The 19872-nt window shown below is 53.4% G+C and carries 16 protein-coding genes; 9 read left to right on the forward strand and 7 right to left on the reverse strand.

From position 1 onward, the window contains the following. The first annotated feature begins 232 nt into the window (after nt 1-232). On the forward strand, nt 233-709 hold the full coding sequence (locus CFI03_RS07490) for a hypothetical protein (protein ID WP_116394057.1): 477 nt from the start codon (nt 233-235) through the stop codon (nt 707-709). On the opposite strand, the gene CFI03_RS07495 is transcribed toward CFI03_RS07490, so the two are convergent. Then, the gene (locus CFI03_RS07495) at nt 684-2276 is read right to left on the reverse strand and encodes a response regulator (RefSeq protein WP_116394058.1); all 1593 of its coding nucleotides are present in this window, start codon (nt 2274-2276) and stop codon (nt 684-686) included. The genes CFI03_RS07490 and CFI03_RS07495 overlap by 26 nt on opposite strands. Before the next feature lie 12 nt (nt 2277-2288). Continuing rightward, nucleotides 2289-4094: a sensor histidine kinase gene (locus tag CFI03_RS07500; RefSeq protein ID WP_116394059.1), complete on the reverse strand. Its 1806-nt coding sequence runs from the start codon at nt 4092-4094 to the stop codon at nt 2289-2291. A gap of 206 nt (nt 4095-4300) precedes the next feature. Between CFI03_RS07500 and CFI03_RS07505 the strand changes: the two genes are divergently transcribed. The 5 genes from CFI03_RS07505 (at nt 4301) to dgoD (ending at nt 10090) form a co-directional block, all read left to right on the forward strand. After that, nucleotides 4301-5758, forward strand: a complete 1458-nt coding sequence (locus CFI03_RS07505; protein WP_116394060.1) for an extracellular solute-binding protein — start codon at nt 4301-4303, stop codon at nt 5756-5758. A 94-nt stretch (nt 5759-5852) separates the two neighbouring features. Further along, the gene (locus tag CFI03_RS07510) at nt 5853-6761 is read left to right on the forward strand and encodes a carbohydrate ABC transporter permease (protein ID WP_116394061.1); all 909 of its coding nucleotides are present in this window, start codon (nt 5853-5855) and stop codon (nt 6759-6761) included. A 40-nt stretch (nt 6762-6801) separates the two neighbouring features. Then, nucleotides 6802-8130, forward strand: coding sequence for a carbohydrate ABC transporter permease (locus tag CFI03_RS07515; protein WP_116394062.1), 1329 nt, complete (start codon nt 6802-6804; stop codon nt 8128-8130). Between the two features lie 9 nt (nt 8131-8139). After that, on the forward strand, nt 8140-8916 hold the full coding sequence (locus CFI03_RS07520; protein ID WP_162862768.1) for an SDR family NAD(P)-dependent oxidoreductase: 777 nt from the start codon (nt 8140-8142) through the stop codon (nt 8914-8916). A gap of 40 nt (nt 8917-8956) precedes the next feature. Beyond that, nucleotides 8957-10090, forward strand: coding sequence for a galactonate dehydratase (gene dgoD, locus CFI03_RS07525; RefSeq protein ID WP_116394064.1), 1134 nt, complete (start codon nt 8957-8959; stop codon nt 10088-10090). Between the two features lie 53 nt (nt 10091-10143). Here the strand turns inward: dgoD and CFI03_RS07530 are convergent, their stop codons facing one another. Together CFI03_RS07530 and trxB are read right to left on the reverse strand one after the other, a co-directional pair. Continuing rightward, on the reverse strand, nt 10144-11904 hold the full coding sequence (locus tag CFI03_RS07530) for an alpha-glycosidase (protein WP_116394065.1): 1761 nt from the start codon (nt 11902-11904) through the stop codon (nt 10144-10146). Nucleotides 11905-12088: 184 nt separating this feature from the next. Beyond that, the gene (gene trxB, locus CFI03_RS07535) at nt 12089-13030 is read right to left on the reverse strand and encodes a thioredoxin-disulfide reductase (protein WP_116394066.1); all 942 of its coding nucleotides are present in this window, start codon (nt 13028-13030) and stop codon (nt 12089-12091) included. Nucleotides 13031-13182: 152 nt separating this feature from the next. Between trxB and CFI03_RS07540 the strand changes: the two genes are divergently transcribed. From CFI03_RS07540 to galU, 3 genes are read left to right on the forward strand one after another with little or no spacing between them, the layout of a single operon-like run. Continuing rightward, nucleotides 13183-13857, forward strand: coding sequence for a response regulator transcription factor (locus CFI03_RS07540; protein WP_116394067.1), 675 nt, complete (start codon nt 13183-13185; stop codon nt 13855-13857). Then, nucleotides 13854-15236, forward strand: coding sequence for a HAMP domain-containing sensor histidine kinase (locus tag CFI03_RS07545; protein WP_116394068.1), 1383 nt, complete (start codon nt 13854-13856; stop codon nt 15234-15236). Before CFI03_RS07540 ends, CFI03_RS07545 begins: the two co-directional genes overlap by 4 nt. Nucleotides 15237-15256: 20 nt before the next feature. Continuing rightward, entirely contained in the window at nt 15257-16141 is an 885-nt protein-coding gene (gene galU, locus CFI03_RS07550; protein WP_116394069.1) for a UTP--glucose-1-phosphate uridylyltransferase GalU, read from the forward strand. 309 nt (nt 16142-16450) lie between these two features. On the opposite strand, the gene isdG is transcribed toward galU, so the two are convergent. The 3 genes from isdG to CFI03_RS07570 are packed head-to-tail and all read right to left on the reverse strand — an operon-like array spanning nt 16451 to nt 19529. After that, entirely contained in the window at nt 16451-17584 is a 1134-nt protein-coding gene (isdG, locus tag CFI03_RS31005; protein ID WP_116394070.1) for a heme oxygenase, read from the reverse strand. Then, nucleotides 17581-18579 (reverse strand): FecCD family ABC transporter permease, encoded by a 999-nt coding sequence (locus CFI03_RS07565; protein WP_116394071.1) that lies wholly within the window; start codon nt 18577-18579, stop codon nt 17581-17583. The genes isdG and CFI03_RS07565 overlap by 4 nt, the downstream gene beginning before the upstream one ends. Nucleotides 18580-18590: 11 nt before the next feature. Next, entirely contained in the window at nt 18591-19529 is a 939-nt protein-coding gene (locus CFI03_RS07570; RefSeq protein ID WP_116394072.1) for an ABC transporter substrate-binding protein, read from the reverse strand. Nucleotides 19530-19872 lie beyond the last annotated feature (343 nt).

Below are 19872 nucleotides of genomic sequence, written 5' to 3' on the forward strand. Positions count from 1 at the left end.
CGTCCCGCACAGGTAAAAACCGTGTTATAGCGGATGAAGCGAGAGTGCCTTGTTCCGAAGAGGAGCGATTGTTGGCAGATTGGTTTGAGGTTGGCGGCTGGCGGGTGTGCAGGAAGAAGGCTCCGATGAGGAACCGGAGCAACCGGGGTTTGAACCAGCCGTTAGAGCGGTACAATAGTAGTCTGCGGTAATTGATAGCTGAGTAAGCTCGGATTGCGGGAGGGGCGGAACATTGAATACGAAAGTACTGCGGATTGCGACGCTTGTTGTGTTCCTGATTAATGTTATTCTCATTTTTCTTGTTGATTGGTTTACGATCGAGATGATCCCGGGCAAAAACATTTCCGGCAACTCGAACCCCGCGGTTATTCTATGTTTTCTCGAGTTGCCGGCGTATTTGCTGCTGTTGACCGGCATTGCCTTTATCGTACATAAAGAACGGTATCTGGTGCAGTACAATAGAGTCCGGGTATCGGTGATTTTACTTGCTCTGCTGGCGGTATCGCTCCTGCTTCAGGTGGATAAAGCCCAGCGGATACGCGATCGGATCGATGGCCGAACGAATGAATTCGGCTGGCTGAACCCCTATACCAATACGATTTACATCAACTTTTACTCGTTCTTAAGCGGCATCCTGCTGCTGCTCTTCATTCAATCGGTGATCACTCTAATCCGGTTTAAATTCAGATCCGGTAGGCCGACGGACTAACGCCGGTCACTTTCTTAAACACGCTGCAAAAATAGCCTTGATCCTCGTACCCGACTAGCTGAGAGATTCGAGCGATCTTGAGCGTTGTCGTCTTGAGCAGCTCCTTGGACCGTTCGATGCGCACTCGCGTTACATAGTCGTTATAGCTGATGCCAACGATCTGCTTAAAACGCTTCGAGAAATAGTTGGGGTGGATAAAATATTTGTCGCTGACCCATTGCAGCGACAGGTCTTCGTCGTAATGCTGCTGTACGTACTGCTGCACGCTATCGATTATGTCGTCGCAGGAACGCTCGGCTCCGCCACCCAGCACATTGCTCAGCCTTTCAAGCTGCTGTTCGATAACCGAAATAATCTGGCGCCAATCCGTAAAGCTCTCGAGACTGGCGATCGGCGTCCCGAGATTCCAGTTCGGCAGTTCGAAGGCCGTCTTGGCGGCGTGTTTGCGGAGAACGTGAATGATCTCGGTGTACAAATACTCGACATGCTCGTACCGTGCGTCAGGCGACTCCGCCAGGGTGTGGAACAGCTCGGAAGCAAAAGCGAGAAATTCGCGGTGCTGACCATCCTCCAGCAAGGCGGTTAAACCGCGCTCCGCTTGATGAAGGAGCGGAAATACCGTCGCCGCATGCGACTGGTTAACCGTATCCGTGTAGACGTTGCCGCCGCCGAATAGCAGCCGGTTCTGAAGCGCCTTCCTTGCTTCCAGACAGGAGATTCTTAGCAAGGTCAGCTGTTCTTTTACGCCGCCGACGCCGATAGATACGACAAGCCCAAGATGCTGGCGGATCCAACCAACCGTCTGCGTTAACGTTTCCACGATGCTTTCCGGCTCGAGAACACGATTCGGAGAGGCGAGAAAGACAACAATCTCCTCCGAGTGGTAAGCATGCTTGAAGGCAAGGATTTCAACAGGGAGCGCGGCGAGCGCGTTCTCAATGCTGTTCTGGACGGCGAAGCGGGCGAGCGGCTCCTCGTTCTCCTTGAAGCGGGAGGTCTCGTTGCGGTAGACGATACGCACGGAGATGCCAACGAACGAGCAGCAGTGCAGCAGCTCGACAGGGAGACCATCCCAGTGGGCATCCTGCTCCGTGATCAGATGCGTAAGCTGAAAATCCAGCGGCTGCAAATGGCTCTGGCGGATCATTTCGTCCAGCGCGTTCAGCTTGGAGAGATCCGCTTCCTGCTGCCTTTCTGCCCGCAGTTCCTCCACCAGGCCGGCAAGAAGCGCGCGCAGCTTCTCCTTATCGATCGGCTTAAGCAAATAATCCTTCACATGATTGAGCAGCGCCTCGCGTACATATTCGAACTCGTTAAAGCCGCTAATAATGACGAATTTCGTATTCGGGGAGATCGCCCGCGCCTGGTTAATGAACTGAAGTCCGTCCATGCCCGGCATTCGAACATCGGTAAGGACGATATCCGGCTGGCAGCTAACGAGCAGGGACATCGCTTCGAATCCGTCTCCCGCTTCTCCGGCAAGCGTAAGTCCAAGCGTCTTCCAATCGATTTTTCGAATTAAACCTTCCCGCAGAAGCGGCTCGTCTTCCACGATAAGTACCTTCATCCGATCATCCCCTTATGCCGTCCGCTTCGGCAGCTCGAAATAAATTTTGGTGCCTGCGCCCGGCTGGCTGTAGATTTCAACCCTCGGATCGCTTTCGTAATACAATTGAATCCGTTTGAATACGTTCGCTAGTCCAATCATCGTCCTGGAAGAGGTCTGCCTGGACACGATTGCGTTCGGGTTATTCAATTTGCGGTGAAAAAGCTCGATCATGGCAGGATCCATGCCAACCCCGTTATCCTCTATGATGATTTTCAAGAAGGAATCGTCTACGCTGCCAAGCGTGATGCGCACCTTCTTGTTCCCGACCTTTTGTTCCAAGCCGTGAATGATGGCATTCTCGACTAAAGGCTGTATGAGAAACTTCGGCAAAATGAGATCCTCCATACCCGGCTCCACTTCAATCTCGTAAGCAAACACATTGGCAAACCGAATTTGATAGATGGATAAATATTGATTCAGATGCGTAATTTCCTCCTGAACGGTGGCGAGACTGCCGCCGTTCAAGTTATAACGGAGCATGCTTCCGAGCGCGATGCATATAAAAGAGACCCGTTCGTCCCCGTTAACCGATGAAATGCTGTCGATCGTGCTTAACGTATTGTAGAGAAAATGAGGGTTGATCTGCGTCTGAAGCGCCTTAATCTCCGCTTCCTTTTTCAATAGCTCCGTCTCGTACACTTTAGAGATGAGTGTACTAATCTCGGCGGTCATTTTGTTGAAGCTATGCTGGATAGTAGACAGCTCGTCTTTGCCTTTTACCTCGATGGTAGCCCCGAAATCGCCCATTTCCACCTGCTTCATCTTTTTGTTGAGCTCTTTCAGCGGACGGGTAACGCCAGCGGCAATCAGAGAAGCGATGAGCATGGCGGCAAGAAAGCTGATCATGGCGATCACGATTAGCGTATGGCGGAAGGAGTTTACCTTACTTAGCACTTGATCCAGCGGAATATTGCCGATCACAATCCAGTCGCCGGCATCCAGTCGTTCATAGAAGCCGATATAGGTTTTGTTCCGGTTTTCGTAGCGGAAGTTTACGTAGTCGCTTGATCTTGGCGCCATCTTGTAAGCCGCGAACAAGGGACTTCCCGCAATGGACTTGCCGATGTCTTCCTTGTTCTGCGCGAAAATAATATGGCCGGAGCGGTCCGCGATATAGTACTTGCTGGCGTCGCTTTTTTGCGGTTCCGGGAAAATTTTGTCCAGCACGCCGGGGTCGATATCAATCTTGATGTACCCGATCGGGTGCTGTTCATTCATCGTAATTCGTTTGAGCAGCTGAATATAGCTGACCGTTTTGACGGGCGTGACGGTTGTGCTTATGGTTGTATGCGAGACTGTCCAGAAGGGGGTGCCGTCCATTCGGAGCGCTTTGTCGAACAGGTGCGCCTGCTCTTCATCCAGAAGGGATTTGACGTTCCGATTGTAATAGTAGTAGCTCGAAATTTGCTGGCCGTCCAAGCGGGTGATGGAAATGAACGAAATGAGAGGATTTTGCAGCTTATTAGAGATAATCCGGTTCCGGTAATATTGTTCATTGTCGGTATTGGGAGGACCATCGAGAAACTTCTGCAGCGAAGTATCGCTGAAATAGCTGTAGCCGATATTGGAGGCCGTCTTGAAATGAAGATCCAGCGTATCGACCGATTGCGTGGTCATCCTCTCCAGCCCTTGCAGCGTGGAGGCTTCGAGCTCGCGGCTCATCATGCGATAGTAGGAGTAGCCCATAATGATTGCTGTAAGGCCGATGACGATAAAGAAAGAGAGAATCATCTTATTGCGGAACTGCATGTTCAGGTTGAGGAAACGAGACCACATGTTCAAGCTACCTCCCAACGCATCTGTAACCGCTTACTCAGAAGGTATTCGATAGCTTTGACTATTTTCCTGTTTCTAGGAGAGTCCTGATTCCAAAGTTGCTTAAAATATTCCTAATAGGAGGTTAAGATATTGCATAGAAAGCGCTATCATTTAAGTCCTATACTGAATTTGTAAATCCGATAACCATTTGAGGGGGCGTTCGATTGAAGAAGAAGCAGCGGTTTAGAACGTGGTCCAGTCTGGCAATTGCTCTTGTCTTAATGCTAATGGTATCAGCTTGCAGTGGAGGAAATAGCAGCAACGCGACAAACGTTTCTGAAGCGACTAATGACTCTTCGAGCACGAACGCGGCGGCAAACAACGGGTCTGATAACGCGGAAGCGACGGCGGATAATACGGCTTCAAACGGCGGCACCGTCGAAATTACGGTATGGGATCAGCCGAATCCGGACGACACGATGAAATCCATCAAAGAAGAGGTTTACGCGGATTTCGAAGCGCAGCATCCCAACATTAAAGTAAAGCACGAATTGATGCCGCAGGGCACAAACGACCGTGAAGTATTCGTAACGGCGATGGCGGGCGGCAATGGCCCCGATGCTTACCATTCGGCTCACTTTCCGATTATCGCGGACTGGGTAGGCCAAGGTCTTGCGCTTGACTTGACTCCGTATTGGGACAGCTACTCGGACAAAGATAAATTCATCCCATCCTCGATGGAAGCGGGTACCATTGACGGCAAAGTGTACGGCGTTCCGCACGATATGTACGTAACGGGCTTGTTCTGGAACAAGAAGATGTTCGAAGAAGCGGGGCTTGACCGCGATACCCCTCCGGCGAACTGGGATCAGCTTGTTGAATTCGGCAAGAAGCTGACGGATCCGGCCAAGAAGCAGTACGGCATTACGCTGCTGGGCATGGAATGGGCAGACTGGTGGTTTGAGTACTACGTATGGCAGGCGGGCGGCGACCTGACGCATGTCAATCCGGACGGTACGGTGCAATTGGCCTTTACGGAAGAGCCTTCCGTAACCGCGCTGCAATTCTATAAAGATCTGAAGTGGAAGGATAAAATCGTGCAAAACAACGTGCTCCAGAGCTATCAGGATAACATGAACGATATTTTCCAAGGCCGCGCGGCGATGTCGAACGCAGCTTCCGGCGGATTCGGCGACTATGTTGCGCAAGGAATGGACTTGAACGACGTTGGTTTTGCGCCTTATCCGGTAGGCCCAAGCGGCAAAGGTCCGGGACAAATCGGCGGCGCTTACTGGATCATTAATCCAAAGACGACCAAAGAGAAGCAAGACGCGGCTTGGCAATACATCATGTACTTGAACTCCAAAGAGGTTGCCGAGAAATACCTTCAATTCCAGCAGGACAACGGAATCTTCCCGAATCTGCTGTCCGTTCGCTCCGACGTTGATCCATCCCAATTCGCGCAAGACATTTCGCCTAAGCTTGTAGCGGCCGTGAACAAAGCGGCATCCGATACGCATCTGGAATATTTCCTGAAGGAACGCTTGACTCCGTATGTCGTTAAAGCGGTTCAAAAGGCGCTTACGGACGAAAAATCCGATCCGAAGCAGCTGCTCCAGGAAGCTCAGGATGCCGCGCAAAAAGAAGTGGTCGACGCGTACAACGCATCCGTGAAGAAATAAAACGACTTGAAGGAAGGCGGAGTTGATTAGCGGGGCGTAAAGCGCAAACGCCGCAAGCTGCTCCGCCTGCCATTTGGAAAGGAGGCGTCAAACGTTGAAAGCAGCCATAGAAGGCCGGAAGCCTCAGGTGCAAGCGCGGGTCAGACCCCGGATTAAGATCCCCTGGACAGCGATCGCTTTCGTATCTCCTGCCATTGTCTGTTTCCTGTTGTTCAAGTATTATCCGCTTCTTCAAGCCGTGTACATGAGCTTCTTCGATTACAAAGTCATCAACCCGCCGGGCAAGTTCGTCTGGCTGGATAACTATAAGTATTTAATCCATTCCACCGAGTTCTGGAATGCATTCCGAAATACCTTTGCGTTCTTCTTTATCTACTTCATTCTCACGTTTTGGGTGCCGATTGTACAGGCGGTGCTGCTTAACGAGATCAAGTTCGCGAGCAAAACGTTAAGGTCCTTGTATTTGCTGCCGACGGCGGTGCCCGCGGTTGCCGGCTACCTGCTGTGGAAATGGCTTTACAATCCGGATTACGGATTGTTGAACTATCTGCTCCATTTTATCGGACTTGGCCCTTACGGCTGGCTGAATGATCCTTCCATGGCCAAGTGGTCAATCGTGCTGCCGGGCGTATTCGCAACGGGAATGGGGATGCTGATCTACTATTCCGCGCTGCAGGGCATTCCGAGCGAGAATATCGAAGCGGCCAAAATCGACGGTGCCGGACCATGGCGCCGAATGCGCTCCATCGTGTTCCCAAGCCTCAAGTTTGTTATCGGCATTCAATTTATTTCGTTTATTTGCGGCGTGTTCTTAACCTTCGACCCGATGTATATTATGACCGGCGGCGGCCCGGCCAGCAGCACGAAGACGCTCTCCATGCTTGTTTTTAACAGCTCGTTTAAAGAGTTCCGGTTCGGCGTGGCGGGTTCGATTTCGTTTGTTATGTTTGTCATTATTGCGGTCATTACCTATTTGCAAATCAAATTGTCGAACAAGGATTAATTGCCCTTAGGAAATTTGGCTAAGCAGGAAGGAGCATCTCATGGCTGGACGCGGACGCATCAAGGAGAAGGGTTCATTATCGGTAAAAATCGTCTCTTATTCGGTTGCTATATTTTTTATCCTGGCCTCCATCGTGCCGCTGTTCTGGATGGTCAGCTCATCGATGAAGGACAACATTACCATCTACAAGTTTCCGCCGACCTGGGTTCCGGAGGTGCCGAAATCCGTCAGCGTGACCCTTAATTACGACGGCACGGATCTGAAGAAGGAAGATTACGAGCTGGATGCGATGGAAGCGATCTGGTTTACCTGGAAACGCATGCAAAATGAAGCGGTTGGCGCGATGAAGATAACAGGAGTGAAGGACGGCGTAGTTGTCTACAAAGCCTCCATGCCTTCCTACAAGTTTACGGTGGGACGCTCCGAGATCGTCCCTACGATGGTCGCCACCCATGCCACGATGAAGAACAAGCTGCAGAAAATTCGGGACCGCAAGCTGACGACCTTTGACTATATGGAGGAAGGCGGCAAGTACGGCGGCGAAACGGCGATCCCCTCTGAGCTGCCGCAACAGGCGGCCAATGCGCTCAAATGGCTGTCCGAGTCAAAAGTGGTCAAAGGCAAGGTGTTGACCATCGATGAAATAAGCGACTGGAAGCGATTGTTCGACAACTACATCGTGCTGTGGGAAATGACCGGCAGTTCGGACAGCAAATCGACTGCCGCATCATACGGCTTTCCTCACTTCTTGCTGAACAGCGTCTTTGTCACAGGCGCAACGATTATCCTTCAGCTTATCATCGGCGGTACGGCAGGCTATGCGCTGGCGCATCTCATGCGAGGTGCCATCAGCGGCTGGCTGACGCTTTTCTTCGTTGCGACCATCATGATTCCCGAGATTGCGATACTCGTTCCGCTCTATCTGACGATGGATAAGCTGCATCTGGTCAACACCTTGTGGGGGATTATTTTGCCGCATACCGCTTGGGGGATTGTAATCTTCCTGTTCAAAGGCTTCTTCGAGCAGCTGCCGGGCGAGCTTCTGCAGGCGGGACGGATTGACGGCGCAAGCGAGATGAAGATCTTTTATCGCATTGTTGTGCCGATGTCGGCGCCAATCTTTACGGTCGTGGCGGTCATGACGTTTATCGCGGTATGGAACGAATTTCTATGGCCGCTTGTTGTTGCGAGAACGCAAAACGTCTGGACCTTTACGGTTGCGCTGAACGACTTCCAGCAGCGGCGAAGCCTGGGCTCCAACGTCATTATGTCAAGTCTCGTCATCGCTACGATACCGCTTATGATCATTATTACGTCCTGTCAGAAGCTGATTGAGAAAGGCGTTTCTTTCACGGGACTGAAAGGGTAGGGGATCGAATTGGAACGAAAAGTCGCTTTGGTAACCGGTTCGGGACGAGGGATTGGCAAAGGGATCGCGCATGAGTTTGCAAAAGCCGGTTACGATGTGTGCGTCAATTACAATAAAAGCGCCGAGCAGGCGCAGGAAGTTGTCCGGCAGCTGCTGGAATATGGCGTGAGGGCGGAAGCGGTCCAAGCGAACATCGCCGATCTGGACCAGATCGCGATGTTGATCGAACAGGTGGAGAGCCGATTCGGCCGGCTCGACGTGCTTGTGAACAACTCGGGCATCACGCGGATGAAGCCGTTCCTGGAGACGCCTCCGGAGCTGTTCGAAGAGGTCATCAATACCGATTTGCGCGGTTTATATTTCTGTTCTCAGCATGCGGCGCGCCTGATGGTCAAACAGGGCACGCGCGGCGTCATTATCCATATCAGCTCGAATCATGCGGAAGGCAATTGGTCGAATTCGACGGTGTACGCGGCGGCGAAGGCCGGCGTGAACAAGCTGGCCAAAAATATGGCGCTTGATCTCGCGCCTCACTGCATTCGGGTCATCGGAATCGCCCCGGGCTACACGAGAAACAGTTGGACCGAAGGCGACGAACGCGTACAGAAGGCCATCGCGGATATTTCTTCCCGCATTCCGATGGGGCGGTTCTGCACGCCGGAGGAGGTTGGGGCGGCTGCCGTATTCCTCTCTTCGGACAGCGCGGGCTACGTCACGGGAACAACGTTTTATATGGATGGCGGTGCTCTTCTCCCGGTATGGGCGGAGAAAGGAATTAACGGCTAACCGGCAGCTGCCGAGTTCATCAAATAAAGGAGTCCTGATCGTGAAAATAACGGATATGAAGCTCTACCATGTCAAGCCGCGCTGGCTGTTCCTGAAGATTGAGACCGATGAAGGGATCGCCGGGTGGGGCGAGCCTATCGTAGAGGGTCGCGCATTGACGGTTGCGACGGCTATCGAAGAGCTGAAGCGCTATCTGATCGGCGAAGATCCGCTGCGCATCGAGCATCATTGGCAAATCATGTACCGCGGCACATTCTACCGCGGCGGTCCGGTTCTCGTCAGCGCGATAAGCGGCATCGAGCAGGCGCTTTGGGATATTAAGGGCAAGTTCCATAACATGCCCGTTTATGAAATGCTGGGCGGGCGCGTCCGCGACAAGATCCGCATGTACAGCCATTGCGGCGGCGCAACGCCGGAGGAATTTGCCGCGAACGCCAAGCTGAGAGTGGCAGCCGGCTTCCAGGCCATAAAGACAGGCGTTGACGCGCCTGTCCGCAACGTGGATTCGCTTGCCTTCGTGGAGAGCCAAGTGAACAAGTTTGCGGCAGCGCGGGAGGCGGTTGGCAGCGGCGTTGACATCGCCATCGACTTTCACGGACGCGTCAGCCCGGCGATGGCCATTCGTCTGGCAGTAGCGCTGGAGCCTTATTATCCGATGTTTATCGAGGAGCCATGCCTGCCGGAAAACGTGGACCAGCTGCTGCGCGTCGCCGAATCGACGAGTATTCCGATCGCAACCGGCGAGCGCCTGTTCACGCGTTGGGGCTTCCGCGAGGCACTCGAGAAAGGCGCCGTGGCGATCGTGCAGCCCGACCTGTGCCATGCCGGCGGCATCTTCGAAAGCCGCAAAATCGCCGCCATGGCGGAAACCTACTATGCTTCGGTCGCCCCGCATAATCCGCTTGGGCCGATCTCTCTCGCCTCTTGCTTGCAGCTTGATGCCTGCACGCCGAACTTCCTCATTCAGGAGCATCCTTCCATGGCGGAGAAGTGGGATCTGGGCGAAGGCTACTTAAGCAAGCCGTTCGAAGTCATCGACGGCCATGTCGCCATCCCGGAGGGACCGGGGCTTGGCATTGAAATAAACGAAGAAGCGCTGATCGAACGCAGCTTCGGAGGCGACTGGGATACGCCGCGTCTCGCCTATGACGACGGTTCGTTCGCGGAATGGTAATTGGCTAAACACAAAAAGACGGACACAGCTTGATGCTGTGTCCGTCTTTCCGTTTAAACAAGCTGCTTCCAAATACCGTAGCCGTACCCCGGGAGCCGCAGCTGCAGCTTCCCGGCTGCCGGCTCTAGCCGCTGCTCATCGCCGAGCAGCGACACCCAGCTGCCGCCAGCTGTCACGGCGGCAACCGCCTCGCGTCCTCGCGCGTTCATCGCGACGAGGATGCGCTCGTCCCCATGGCGGCGTTCGTACACGATAACGCCGCCGTCTTCGCCATCCGCTGCCTGAAGGAAGCGGATGTCCGCGCTGCGCAGCGCGGCGTGCTTGCGCCGAAGCGCAAGCGCCTGCTTATAGAAAGCGAGCAGCTCCTGATCCTGCTGCTCCGGCTCCCACACCATGCATTTCCGGCAGTCGGGATCGCCCGCGCCGTTCATGCCCACTTCATCGCCGTAATAAATGCACGGCGTACCCGGATAGGTCAGCTGGAACAAAGCCGCCAGCTTCATCGAGTCGACTTCATCGCCGCAAATCGTCAGAAGACGCGGCGTATCATGGCTGTCCAGCAGGTTAAACGCCGTTTCCGTCACCTGCTGCGGATAAGCGGCCAGCTGCTTGCCGATCGCATCGGCGAAAGCCTTCGCCCCCATCGTCTGATGCCCGAAGAAGTCGAGCACCGCGTTCGTAAACGGATAGTTCATCACCGCGTCGAACTGGTCGCCCTCCAGCCACATCATCGCGTCGTGCCAGATCTCGCCGAGGATATACGCATCGGGATTTACGGATTTCACCGCTTGGCGGAACTCCCGCCAGAACTGGTGATCCACCTCGTTGGCCACGTCAAGCCGCCAGCCGTCGATTCCGATCTTCTCGATCCAATAACGCGCCACATTGAACAAGTAGGCCTTCACATCCGGATTTTCCGTATTCAGCTTAGGCATCATCGGCTCAAAGGCAAACGTCTCGTAAGTAGGGATGCCGTCCTCCACCCGAAGCGGCCACTCCCGCACATGGAACCAGTTCGCATAGACGGATTTCTCGCCGTTTTTCAGCAGATCCACAAAAGGAGGGAACGTACGGCCCGCATGGTTAAATACCGCATCCAGCAGCACCCGGATTCCGCGCTTATGACATTCCCCGACCAGCTCCTTCAGCTTCTCGTTTGTGCCAAAATGACGGTCCACCTGCATATAGTTCTCGGTATCGTATTTATGGTTGGTCGTTGCTTCAAAGAGCGGGGTGAAGTAGACCGCGTTAATGCCAAGCTCGGCCAGATAATCCAGATGGTCCAGCACGCCTTGCAGGTCTCCGCCGAAGAAGTTCGTTGGCGTTGGCGTACCGCCCCAGGCTTCCGTTAGCTCCGGGTTCAACGAAGGATCGCCATTTGCAAAGCGTTCCGGGAAGATCTGATAAAACACCGCGTCCTTCACCCATGCCGGAGGAGAGAACACATCCACCGGATTAATATAAGGGAAGTCGAAAAAAGTATTCGGATTATCCGGCAGCTCGGCCGGGAAGCCGCTTTCCGTCATATAGACCGTCTCGTCGTCGGCATTGGCACCGGTAAGGCGAAACGCATAACGAAGCCGGCGGAAGGGAGGTTCTATGGAAGCTTCCCAGTAGTCAAAAAGCGCATCCGAGGAGAGCACGCTCATCCGGGCAACGGTAAACGTTCCGGCCCAGTTGTATTTATCTCCCGCAATGAGCTCCACGCTCCGGGCATCGTTCTTTTTCGTGCGGATCCGGATATGCAGGGTGGTATGGTTATAAGCGTAAGCCCAGTTTTGCTTCGGCCTGTGATAGATCGCTTCCAGCAGCATAAGGGTAAGATCACTCCAATCGGATAATGGGGTAGAAAACAGAAAAAGGCACAACCTGCTAATTATAAAAATCAGCGAGGTTGTACCTTTATAGGTAGCATTGCCTTTAAATTGTCGTTCGAACCTCCTCATTATACTACGAACCGTCCGAACGAGCCACTGGCAATCCCGAATTTATAAAATCTTAAGCATGCACCGCGTCATGGCTTTGCGCTTCCAGGAAGCGTTCCGCATCCAGAGCAGCCATACAGCCGCTGCCTGCCGCCGTGATCGCTTGACGGTATTGACGGTCTTGTACGTCGCCGCATGCGAATACGCCAGGGATGTTGGTTTCCGAGGTGCCAGGCTTCACGATGATGTAGCCTTGCTCGTCGGTGTCGATTTGGCCGCCGAGGAATTTCGTGTTAGGCGTATGGCCGATCGTGATAAACACGCCGTCCGCTTCCACGAATTCTTCTTCGCCGGTTGCGTTGTTGCGTACTTTCAGACCTTTCAGGCCCATTTCGCCGGGAACGATCTCAAGCGGAGTTTTGTTCAGGTTCCAGCTGATTTTTTCGTTCGCGCGTGCGCGGTCCTGCATGATTTTCGAAGCGCGGAGCTCATCGCGACGGTTAACAACCGTTACTTCGGATGCAAAGCGAGTCAGGAACACCGCTTCTTCCATAGCGGAGTCGCCGCCGCCAACGATGATCAGCTTTTTGTTGCGGAAGAAGAAGCCGTCGCAGGTTGCGCAAGTGCTGACGCCGCGTCCGATGTTTTCTTGCTCGCCCGGAATGCCGAGGTATTTCGCGGAAGCGCCTGTCGAGATAATGACGGATTCGGCTTGAATCTCGCCGATGCCTTCAACGTCAAGCGTATAAGGGCGTTTGCTGAAGTCGACGCTTTTTACGGAGCCGTTGCGGAAGGATGCGCCGAAACGCTGCGCTTGCTTACGCATGTTGGACATCAATTCGCTGCCGAGAATGCCTTCAGGGAAGCCCGGGAAGTTCTCGATTTCCGTTGTAGTCGTCAACTGACCGCCTGGCTGCCAGCCTTCGATAACGAGAGGCTCCATATTTGCGCGCGCCAGATAGATCGCCGCCGTTAATCCGGCAGGGCCGGTACCGATAATGACTGTTTTGTACATGAAGAATTCCTCCACTCATCTATATGTTGTTGGTATATGTCGCAATTTCTAGTTTAAAATTATTACAATCTGTAAACTTTGTCAACACAGTTCATCTTATTTTCATCTAGATGTATTATTGTAGAAAGATAGTGTACAGGGGGTGCTCCATTATGCCGAAAATACTCGTCGTGGACGACGATCCCAATATAAGAGAGCTGGTCAGCTTGTTTTTACGGAGAGAAGGTTATGAAGTGATTGAAGCGACCAACGGGGAAGACGCTTTAACCCGCTTGGAGGCGGTGAAGCCCGATCTCGCGGTGATTGACGTGATGATGCCCAAGATGGACGGCTGGGCTTTATGCTCTTCTTTGCGCGAGTCGTTCGACATGCCGCTCTTGATGCTGACGGCCAAGGGCGAGACGGCTCACAAGGTAAAAGGCTTTGAGCTTGGCGCCGATGATTACGTGGTGAAGCCCTTTGATCCGCCGGAGCTGATCGTCCGGGTCAAGGCGCTGCTCAAGCGTTACCGCATTGCTTCCTCGCAGGTCGTGGAGCTTGGCGGGCTGTCGATGAACCGCTCGGATTTCCAGCTTGCCGCGAACGGCGAGAAGATTCTGCTGCCGCCGAAGGAATTCGAGCTGCTCTTCAAGCTGGCGAGCTATCCGGGCAAAACCTTCACGAGGGAGCATCTGATCGAGCAGCTGTGGGGGATGAACTACGAAGGGGACGAGCGTACGGTTGATGTACATATTAAGCGTCTTCGCGAACGGTTTCCGGAGGAGGATTTCGGCTTCCGCATCGTGACGATCCGCGGCCTTGGCTACCGATTGGAGGAGCGGGCATGATCCGCAGCTTGTACGTGCGAATAGCGGTGACTTTTCTGGTCATCGTATTAGTAAGTATCAGTATTGCCTATTATACGGCGAACCAGCTGTTCCGGCGGGATCTGCAAGGGCAGAACGGTCTTGAGGAAATGATGATAACCCGGCTTGAGCGGCTGTACAACGATTCGTCTCCGCGGTCCTTGCCGATGTTCCTTGAGCAGGTCTCAAGCCTTCAGGAGATGTCGATCGTTGCGGTCAACCGGAACGGGCTTGTTATTCAAGTCGGGCGATCAAGCCGGGCGATCGTGAACCATTTGACTTACAAGACGGTCGAGAACATTTTTGGAGGCAAAACGGAACGGGTAAACTTCGCGGACGAGCATCAGAGCGGGCCGCCTTCGCCTCCGGCATACGGCCGCCTGGCCCAATTCGGCAATACGGAATGGGCCGTGTTTATTACTCCGGATCATGTCCGGCAGGTTCGAAGCTTCCAGCGGAATACGTTCACCATTCTGATTACGCTGCTGGTCGTCGGCTGTATCCTGATTCTGTTCGCCGCCCGTTATCTGGTGAAGCCGCTCAAAATGATGACGGCCGCCACCACCCGCATAGCCAAAGGCGACTTTGGCGTACAGCTTCCGATGTCGCATAAGAACGAGCTGGGCGAGCTTGCGGACAGCATTAACAAGATGGCGCATAGCTTGTCGCAGCTCGAGACGATGCGGCGCGATTTCGTATCCAACGTATCGCATGAAATCCAATCGCCGCTCACCTCGATCGGCGGTTTTGCCGAGGCGCTGCGCAGCGAGGATTTGACGGAAGGGGACCGGAATCGTTATGTTGGTATTATTAAGCAGGAGAGCAGCCGTCTATCCAGGTTAAGCGAAAATCTGCTGAAGCTGGCGTCGCTCGATTCCGAGCATCATCCGTACAAGCCGGTCACCTACCGGCTGGACAGGCAGCTCCGCGACGTCGTTTTGTCCTGCGAGCCGACCTGGCTTGCGAAGCGGCTGACGGTAGAGCTGTTAATGGAAGAGACCGTGATTAAAGCCGACGAGGATCAATTGAGCCAGGTATGGATCAACCTGCTTGCCAACAGCATGAAATTTACGCCCGAGGAAGGCAAAATCTCGTTCCAGCTCTCGGAGAAAAACGGCTATGCCGTCGTCCGGATCTCCGATACGGGCAGCGGAATACCGGAGGAGGAACGGGACCGGGTATTCGAACGGTTTTACAAAATCGATCCGTCGAGGGACCGTTCCGAGGGCGGAAGCGGGCTTGGCTTATCTATTGTGAAGAAGATTATCGATATTCATGGCGGAACGATCGAGATCGAGGATGCGGAACAAGGGGCGGTATTTGTCGTCCGGCTGCCGCTCGATCCCGAGCCGCCAATGTGAAACAAGAAAGGGTGACTGCCATGTTTCATGAGAAGAAGAGGCAGCATGTACGCAAAGCCATTATTCCAGCAGGGGGACTAGGTACGCGCTTCCTGCCCGCAACCAAGGCGCAGCCGAAGGAAATGCTTCCAATTATCGATAAGCCGGCTATTCAATATATTGTGGAAGAAGCGGTGCAGTCCGGCATCGACAGTATCATTATCGTCAGCGGGCGGCATAAGCGGGCGATCGAGGATCATTTCGACAAGTCTTACGAGCTGGAGAAGGAACTCGAGGAACGCGGCAACGAAGAGATGCTCGCCATCGTCCGCGACATCTCGCACCTGGCCGATATCTATTACGTCCGTCAGAAGGAACCGCTTGGGCTCGGACATGCCGTTTTGTGCGCGCGGCGTTTTATCGGGGACGAGCCGTTTGCGGTGCTGCTTGGCGATGATATCCTTCGTTCCGAGCCGCCATGCCTGCAGCAGATGATCCATCAGTACGAGGAGACGGGTTCCTCGGTTGTCGCCCTGATGGAGGTGCCTTGGAATCAGACGCATAAATACGGCATTGCCGCTTTTGATAACGCCGACCCTTCCCAGAACCGCATTCTTGACCTGATCGAAAAGCCTGCGCCGGGACAGGCGCCATCCAATTGGGCGGTTGTCGGGCGATATGTGCTGGATCCGGCGATCTTCGAGCTGCTGGAGCATGCGAAGCCGGGCAAGGCCGGAGAAATTCAGCTGACGGACAGCCTTCAGCAGCTGAATCATTTCGCTCCGATTCTGGCGCATCGGTTCACGGGCAAACGCCATGACGTGGGCGATAAGCTGGGCTTCGTGAAAGCAACGATTGATTTCGCGCTGGAGCGGGAGGATCTGTCGGAGGAAGTGCGCAAATATTTGCGCGAGCGCCTAGGCTGAAGAATAGAAAAAAACGCTGCTGTGAAGGGGGATACCTCTGCGCGGCGGCGTTTTTTATTAATACTAAGATAACTTTACCTAATTAACGGCCTGATTTGAGCCAAAGCTTGTGTCGGGAAGAGCGCTTTTGGCCTCCCCCGCTTGAGGCGATTTTGCCTACATTGAATTTGCTCCATTAAAATTAGCCATGTACGAAGACAAAAACGTATTCCGGGGCAATTTTACTGTTATTTTCCAGTGCAACGTGAATTTTTGTCGCAAAAAAAGCAAAGCACTCAAACCGAGGGCTTTGCCGAACAGGTCATCTACCTACTGCGCTGCCGTCTCATCCAATGCCGTTTCCGTAATCGGATTGCGTCTGATTTTTACTTCCTGGAACGTAATTTTGTTATCGAGAATATAGTCCGGGATGTTGCGGTGTTTATGCGATTCGCGGAACGCTTCGCTTTTGGTCCACGCCTGGAAAGCATCCTTGGAAGTCCAGCGGGTAACAACGGCTACCTCGTCATACTCTTTCAAATTTTGCGTCCACAATACCTCGAGTCCGAGGAAGCCCTCCATCTGCTCCACCTTGCCAATCCGGTCAAAACGCTCAACAAGCTTGTCACCGCTACCTTTTACGATCTGCGATGTGTTCGTTACGATAATCATTGTTTGTTCCTCCTCGTTTTGTTTTCGAACCGGAATAATAATGGGGTAATGGCCGTCGAAGCTGACCTTTGCCTCCAGTTCATACACTTCTCTCATGAATCCTTTAGATAATACGGTCTTAGGCTCGCCGGCCGAATGAATCTCGCCGTCCTTCATTGCAATCAGATGATCGCAATAAGCGGCAGCCTGCTGCAGGTCATGCAGCACCATAACAATCGTTGTCTGCTGCTGACGGTTAAGACTGACAAGCGCTTCAAGCACTTCGAGCTGATGCGCGATATCGAGATAAGTCGTTGGTTCGTCCAGCAGAAGCAGTCCGGTCTTCTGGGCGAGCGCCATGGCGATCCGGGCTTTCTGCTGCTCCCCTCCGGAGAGGGTGGCAAACATGCGGTCGTCATGCCTTCTGATTCTCATCAGGCGCATCGCCCATTCGATCACGTCGTGATCTTCCTTGGAGAGCTTCCGCGAGAACATGGAACGGTGAGGGGACCGGCCGTATTCGATTAATTCCCGGACCGTGACATTGGGCATAAACTCCTTGGACTGCGGGAGCATGGAGACCGCCTTGGCGAAGTCTGCCCTGGAATAATGCTCGGCGGGTTTGCCTAGTATCGTAATGCTGCCTTCGTCAGGGGAAGACAGTCCGGTAATCAGAGAGAGAAGGGTGGATTTGCCGGAGCCGTTTGGTCCCACGATAGCGGTTATTTTCCCCTTCGGAATGATGGCATTGACGTCCGTAAGCTTGAACATGCCCCGCTCCAGCGTCAGTCCTTTTGTCTCTGCTGCTGTCATCGCCAATTGCTCCTTTTCCTAAGCAGATATAAGAAAAACGGTGCCCCAAGGCAGGCCAGCAAAATGCCGACGGGCAGCTCGACGGGATCGAGCACCGTCCGGGCGGCCGTATCCGCCAGCGCGACAAGCGCTGCGCCGCCAAGAATGGATGCCGGCATCAGGTAGCGGTAATCGTCGCCGATCATCAGTCTTATCGCATGCGGGACAATCAGGCCGACAAAGCCGATCAGCCCGGCAACGCTGACGGCCGTTCCGGCCAGCAGGGAGGCGAGGAGAATAAGCAGCATGCGCTGCGTTTCTACCTTTTGTCCAAGCAGCTTGGCGGAATCATCCCCGAGCATAAGCAGATTGACGGGCTTGATGGCCAGGAAGGACAATAGAAGACCTGCCGCCGCATAAGGCAGCATGAAGGAGAGATGATGCCAGCTTCTGCCGTTAAGACCGCCGGACAGCCAAGGCAGCACGGCTTGAATGCGGTCGCTGTACATGACCATCACCCCGTTCATGACAGCGCCTATCAACGCGTTTAAGGCAATGCCGGCGAGTACGATTTTGCCCGGGGAAGCGCCTTTATCCCACGACAGCGTGTAGATGATGACCGATGATAGTAAGGCGCCAAGGAAAGCTGCCGCCGGCAAGAGATAGCTGAACTGCGGCAGCAGAACCATCGTGATAACGGCTGCCAGGCCAGCGCCGGAGGATACGCCGATCACGCCGGGATCGGCAAGCGGATTGCGCATGACGCCCTGCAGGATAGCGCCGGAGGCGGCAAGACAAGCGCCGGTTAATAATCCGATCAGAACGCGGGGCAGCCGGAGATCGAAGACGATCGTATCCTGCGGAGAGTCCCCCCGGGCCGTTAAGGCATGCCAAATATCTTCAAGCGCGACAGGCACGGAGCCCGCCATAAGGCCAAGCAGCAGGCTTGCGATAACGAGTACCGGCGCGATGGAGAGAACGAGTTTTCGGCGTTTGGTACGTTGCTTGATGTTCATGATTTTCCCTTTCAGCTTGCGGACAATTGATTGCGCATGAGTGTCAAAGCTTCCATGACCCTGGTTCCCGGATTGGTGCCGAACAGATCATTGGGAAGAATCTCGACATGACCTTGCTTTACCGCGTCTACATGGTTCCAAGCCGCGTTGTCCGCCATTTCCTTCAAGAAGCTTTCCTTTACCTGCTCCACATTCCCATGCGTCATGATAAATATGTATTGCGGATTCGCCTGTACGATCCGTTCATTGCTAAGCTGCGCGTATTGCGGGTAGCTTTGCAGGCGGGGATAGTCAGCAGCGATGTTTACGCCTCCGGCGAGTTCAAGAATGTTGCCGCCAAGCGAAGAAGGAAGGGCAGCCATAAACGTCCCGGGAGCTCCGTAGACGAGCAGCACTTTAGGGCTGTTTGCCGCAACGGCTGCCTTATACTCGGCGAGCTGACCGTTGATTTGGTCCACGAGCTCGCTTGCCCGATCCTCTTGTTGAAGAAGCTTGCCGAACAATTCGATTTGCTGCGTAATTTCCTGGACGGAATTAGCGCTCGTAAGCAGCATCTTGGAGCCGATGCTCTCGATGGTCGGGATGTCCTTCGTGTTCATTGGACTGTTGCCAAGCACAACATCCGGATGCAGCAGCGTAATTTTCTCGAGATCGACCTCATGCGCGGTCCCGATCTGCTTCACCTCGCTTAAGGCTTCCAGACTTTGAGGCAGCTCGGAGGTAGGGCGACCAACCAGGTTGCCGCCAAGCGCGTAGATAATATCGGCTTCGCCGTTGCCAAGCGCAACAATTCGTTCCGGAACATGGTTAAAGCCTAGGCTTCTTCCGGTGAAGTCCTTGATCGCGATTTTACTGCCTGCTTCAGCGGGCGGCGAAGTATTGCCGCAAGCGCAACAGCTTATAACGATAATGGCCGCAACGGCTGCTAATAGCGATAAGCGATTACGCATGATTGCCCTCCTTTATGGGTAAAAGTGGCCAAGTAATCAAGAACGATTCTCAGTTTGATAATAATGATATTCATTCTCACTTAAAACGTCAATAGATTTTCAGGAATTTTTTAGATAAAAATTTCAGGTGATAAAAAATAAAAATAATTGAGCTGAATTTCATATTTATGGTTGACGTTCTCAATTAAACTGTGATAATTTTCTCATTGAGTTTACATGAGGTCTGGCATGCGAGGGAGAACGATACGGGTGTTTTATGGGCCCAATGTACTTCTTCATGCCCGAAATCCTTGATTATACAAGGATTGGGCTTGCTTATAGCCCCAAATTTTATTGTCAGCTG

Origin of the sequence: Paenibacillus sp. ATY16 (assembly GCF_003399985.2) — a bacterium.
Taxonomy (GTDB): Bacteria; Bacillota; Bacilli; order Paenibacillales; family Paenibacillaceae; genus Pristimantibacillus; species Pristimantibacillus glycanilyticus.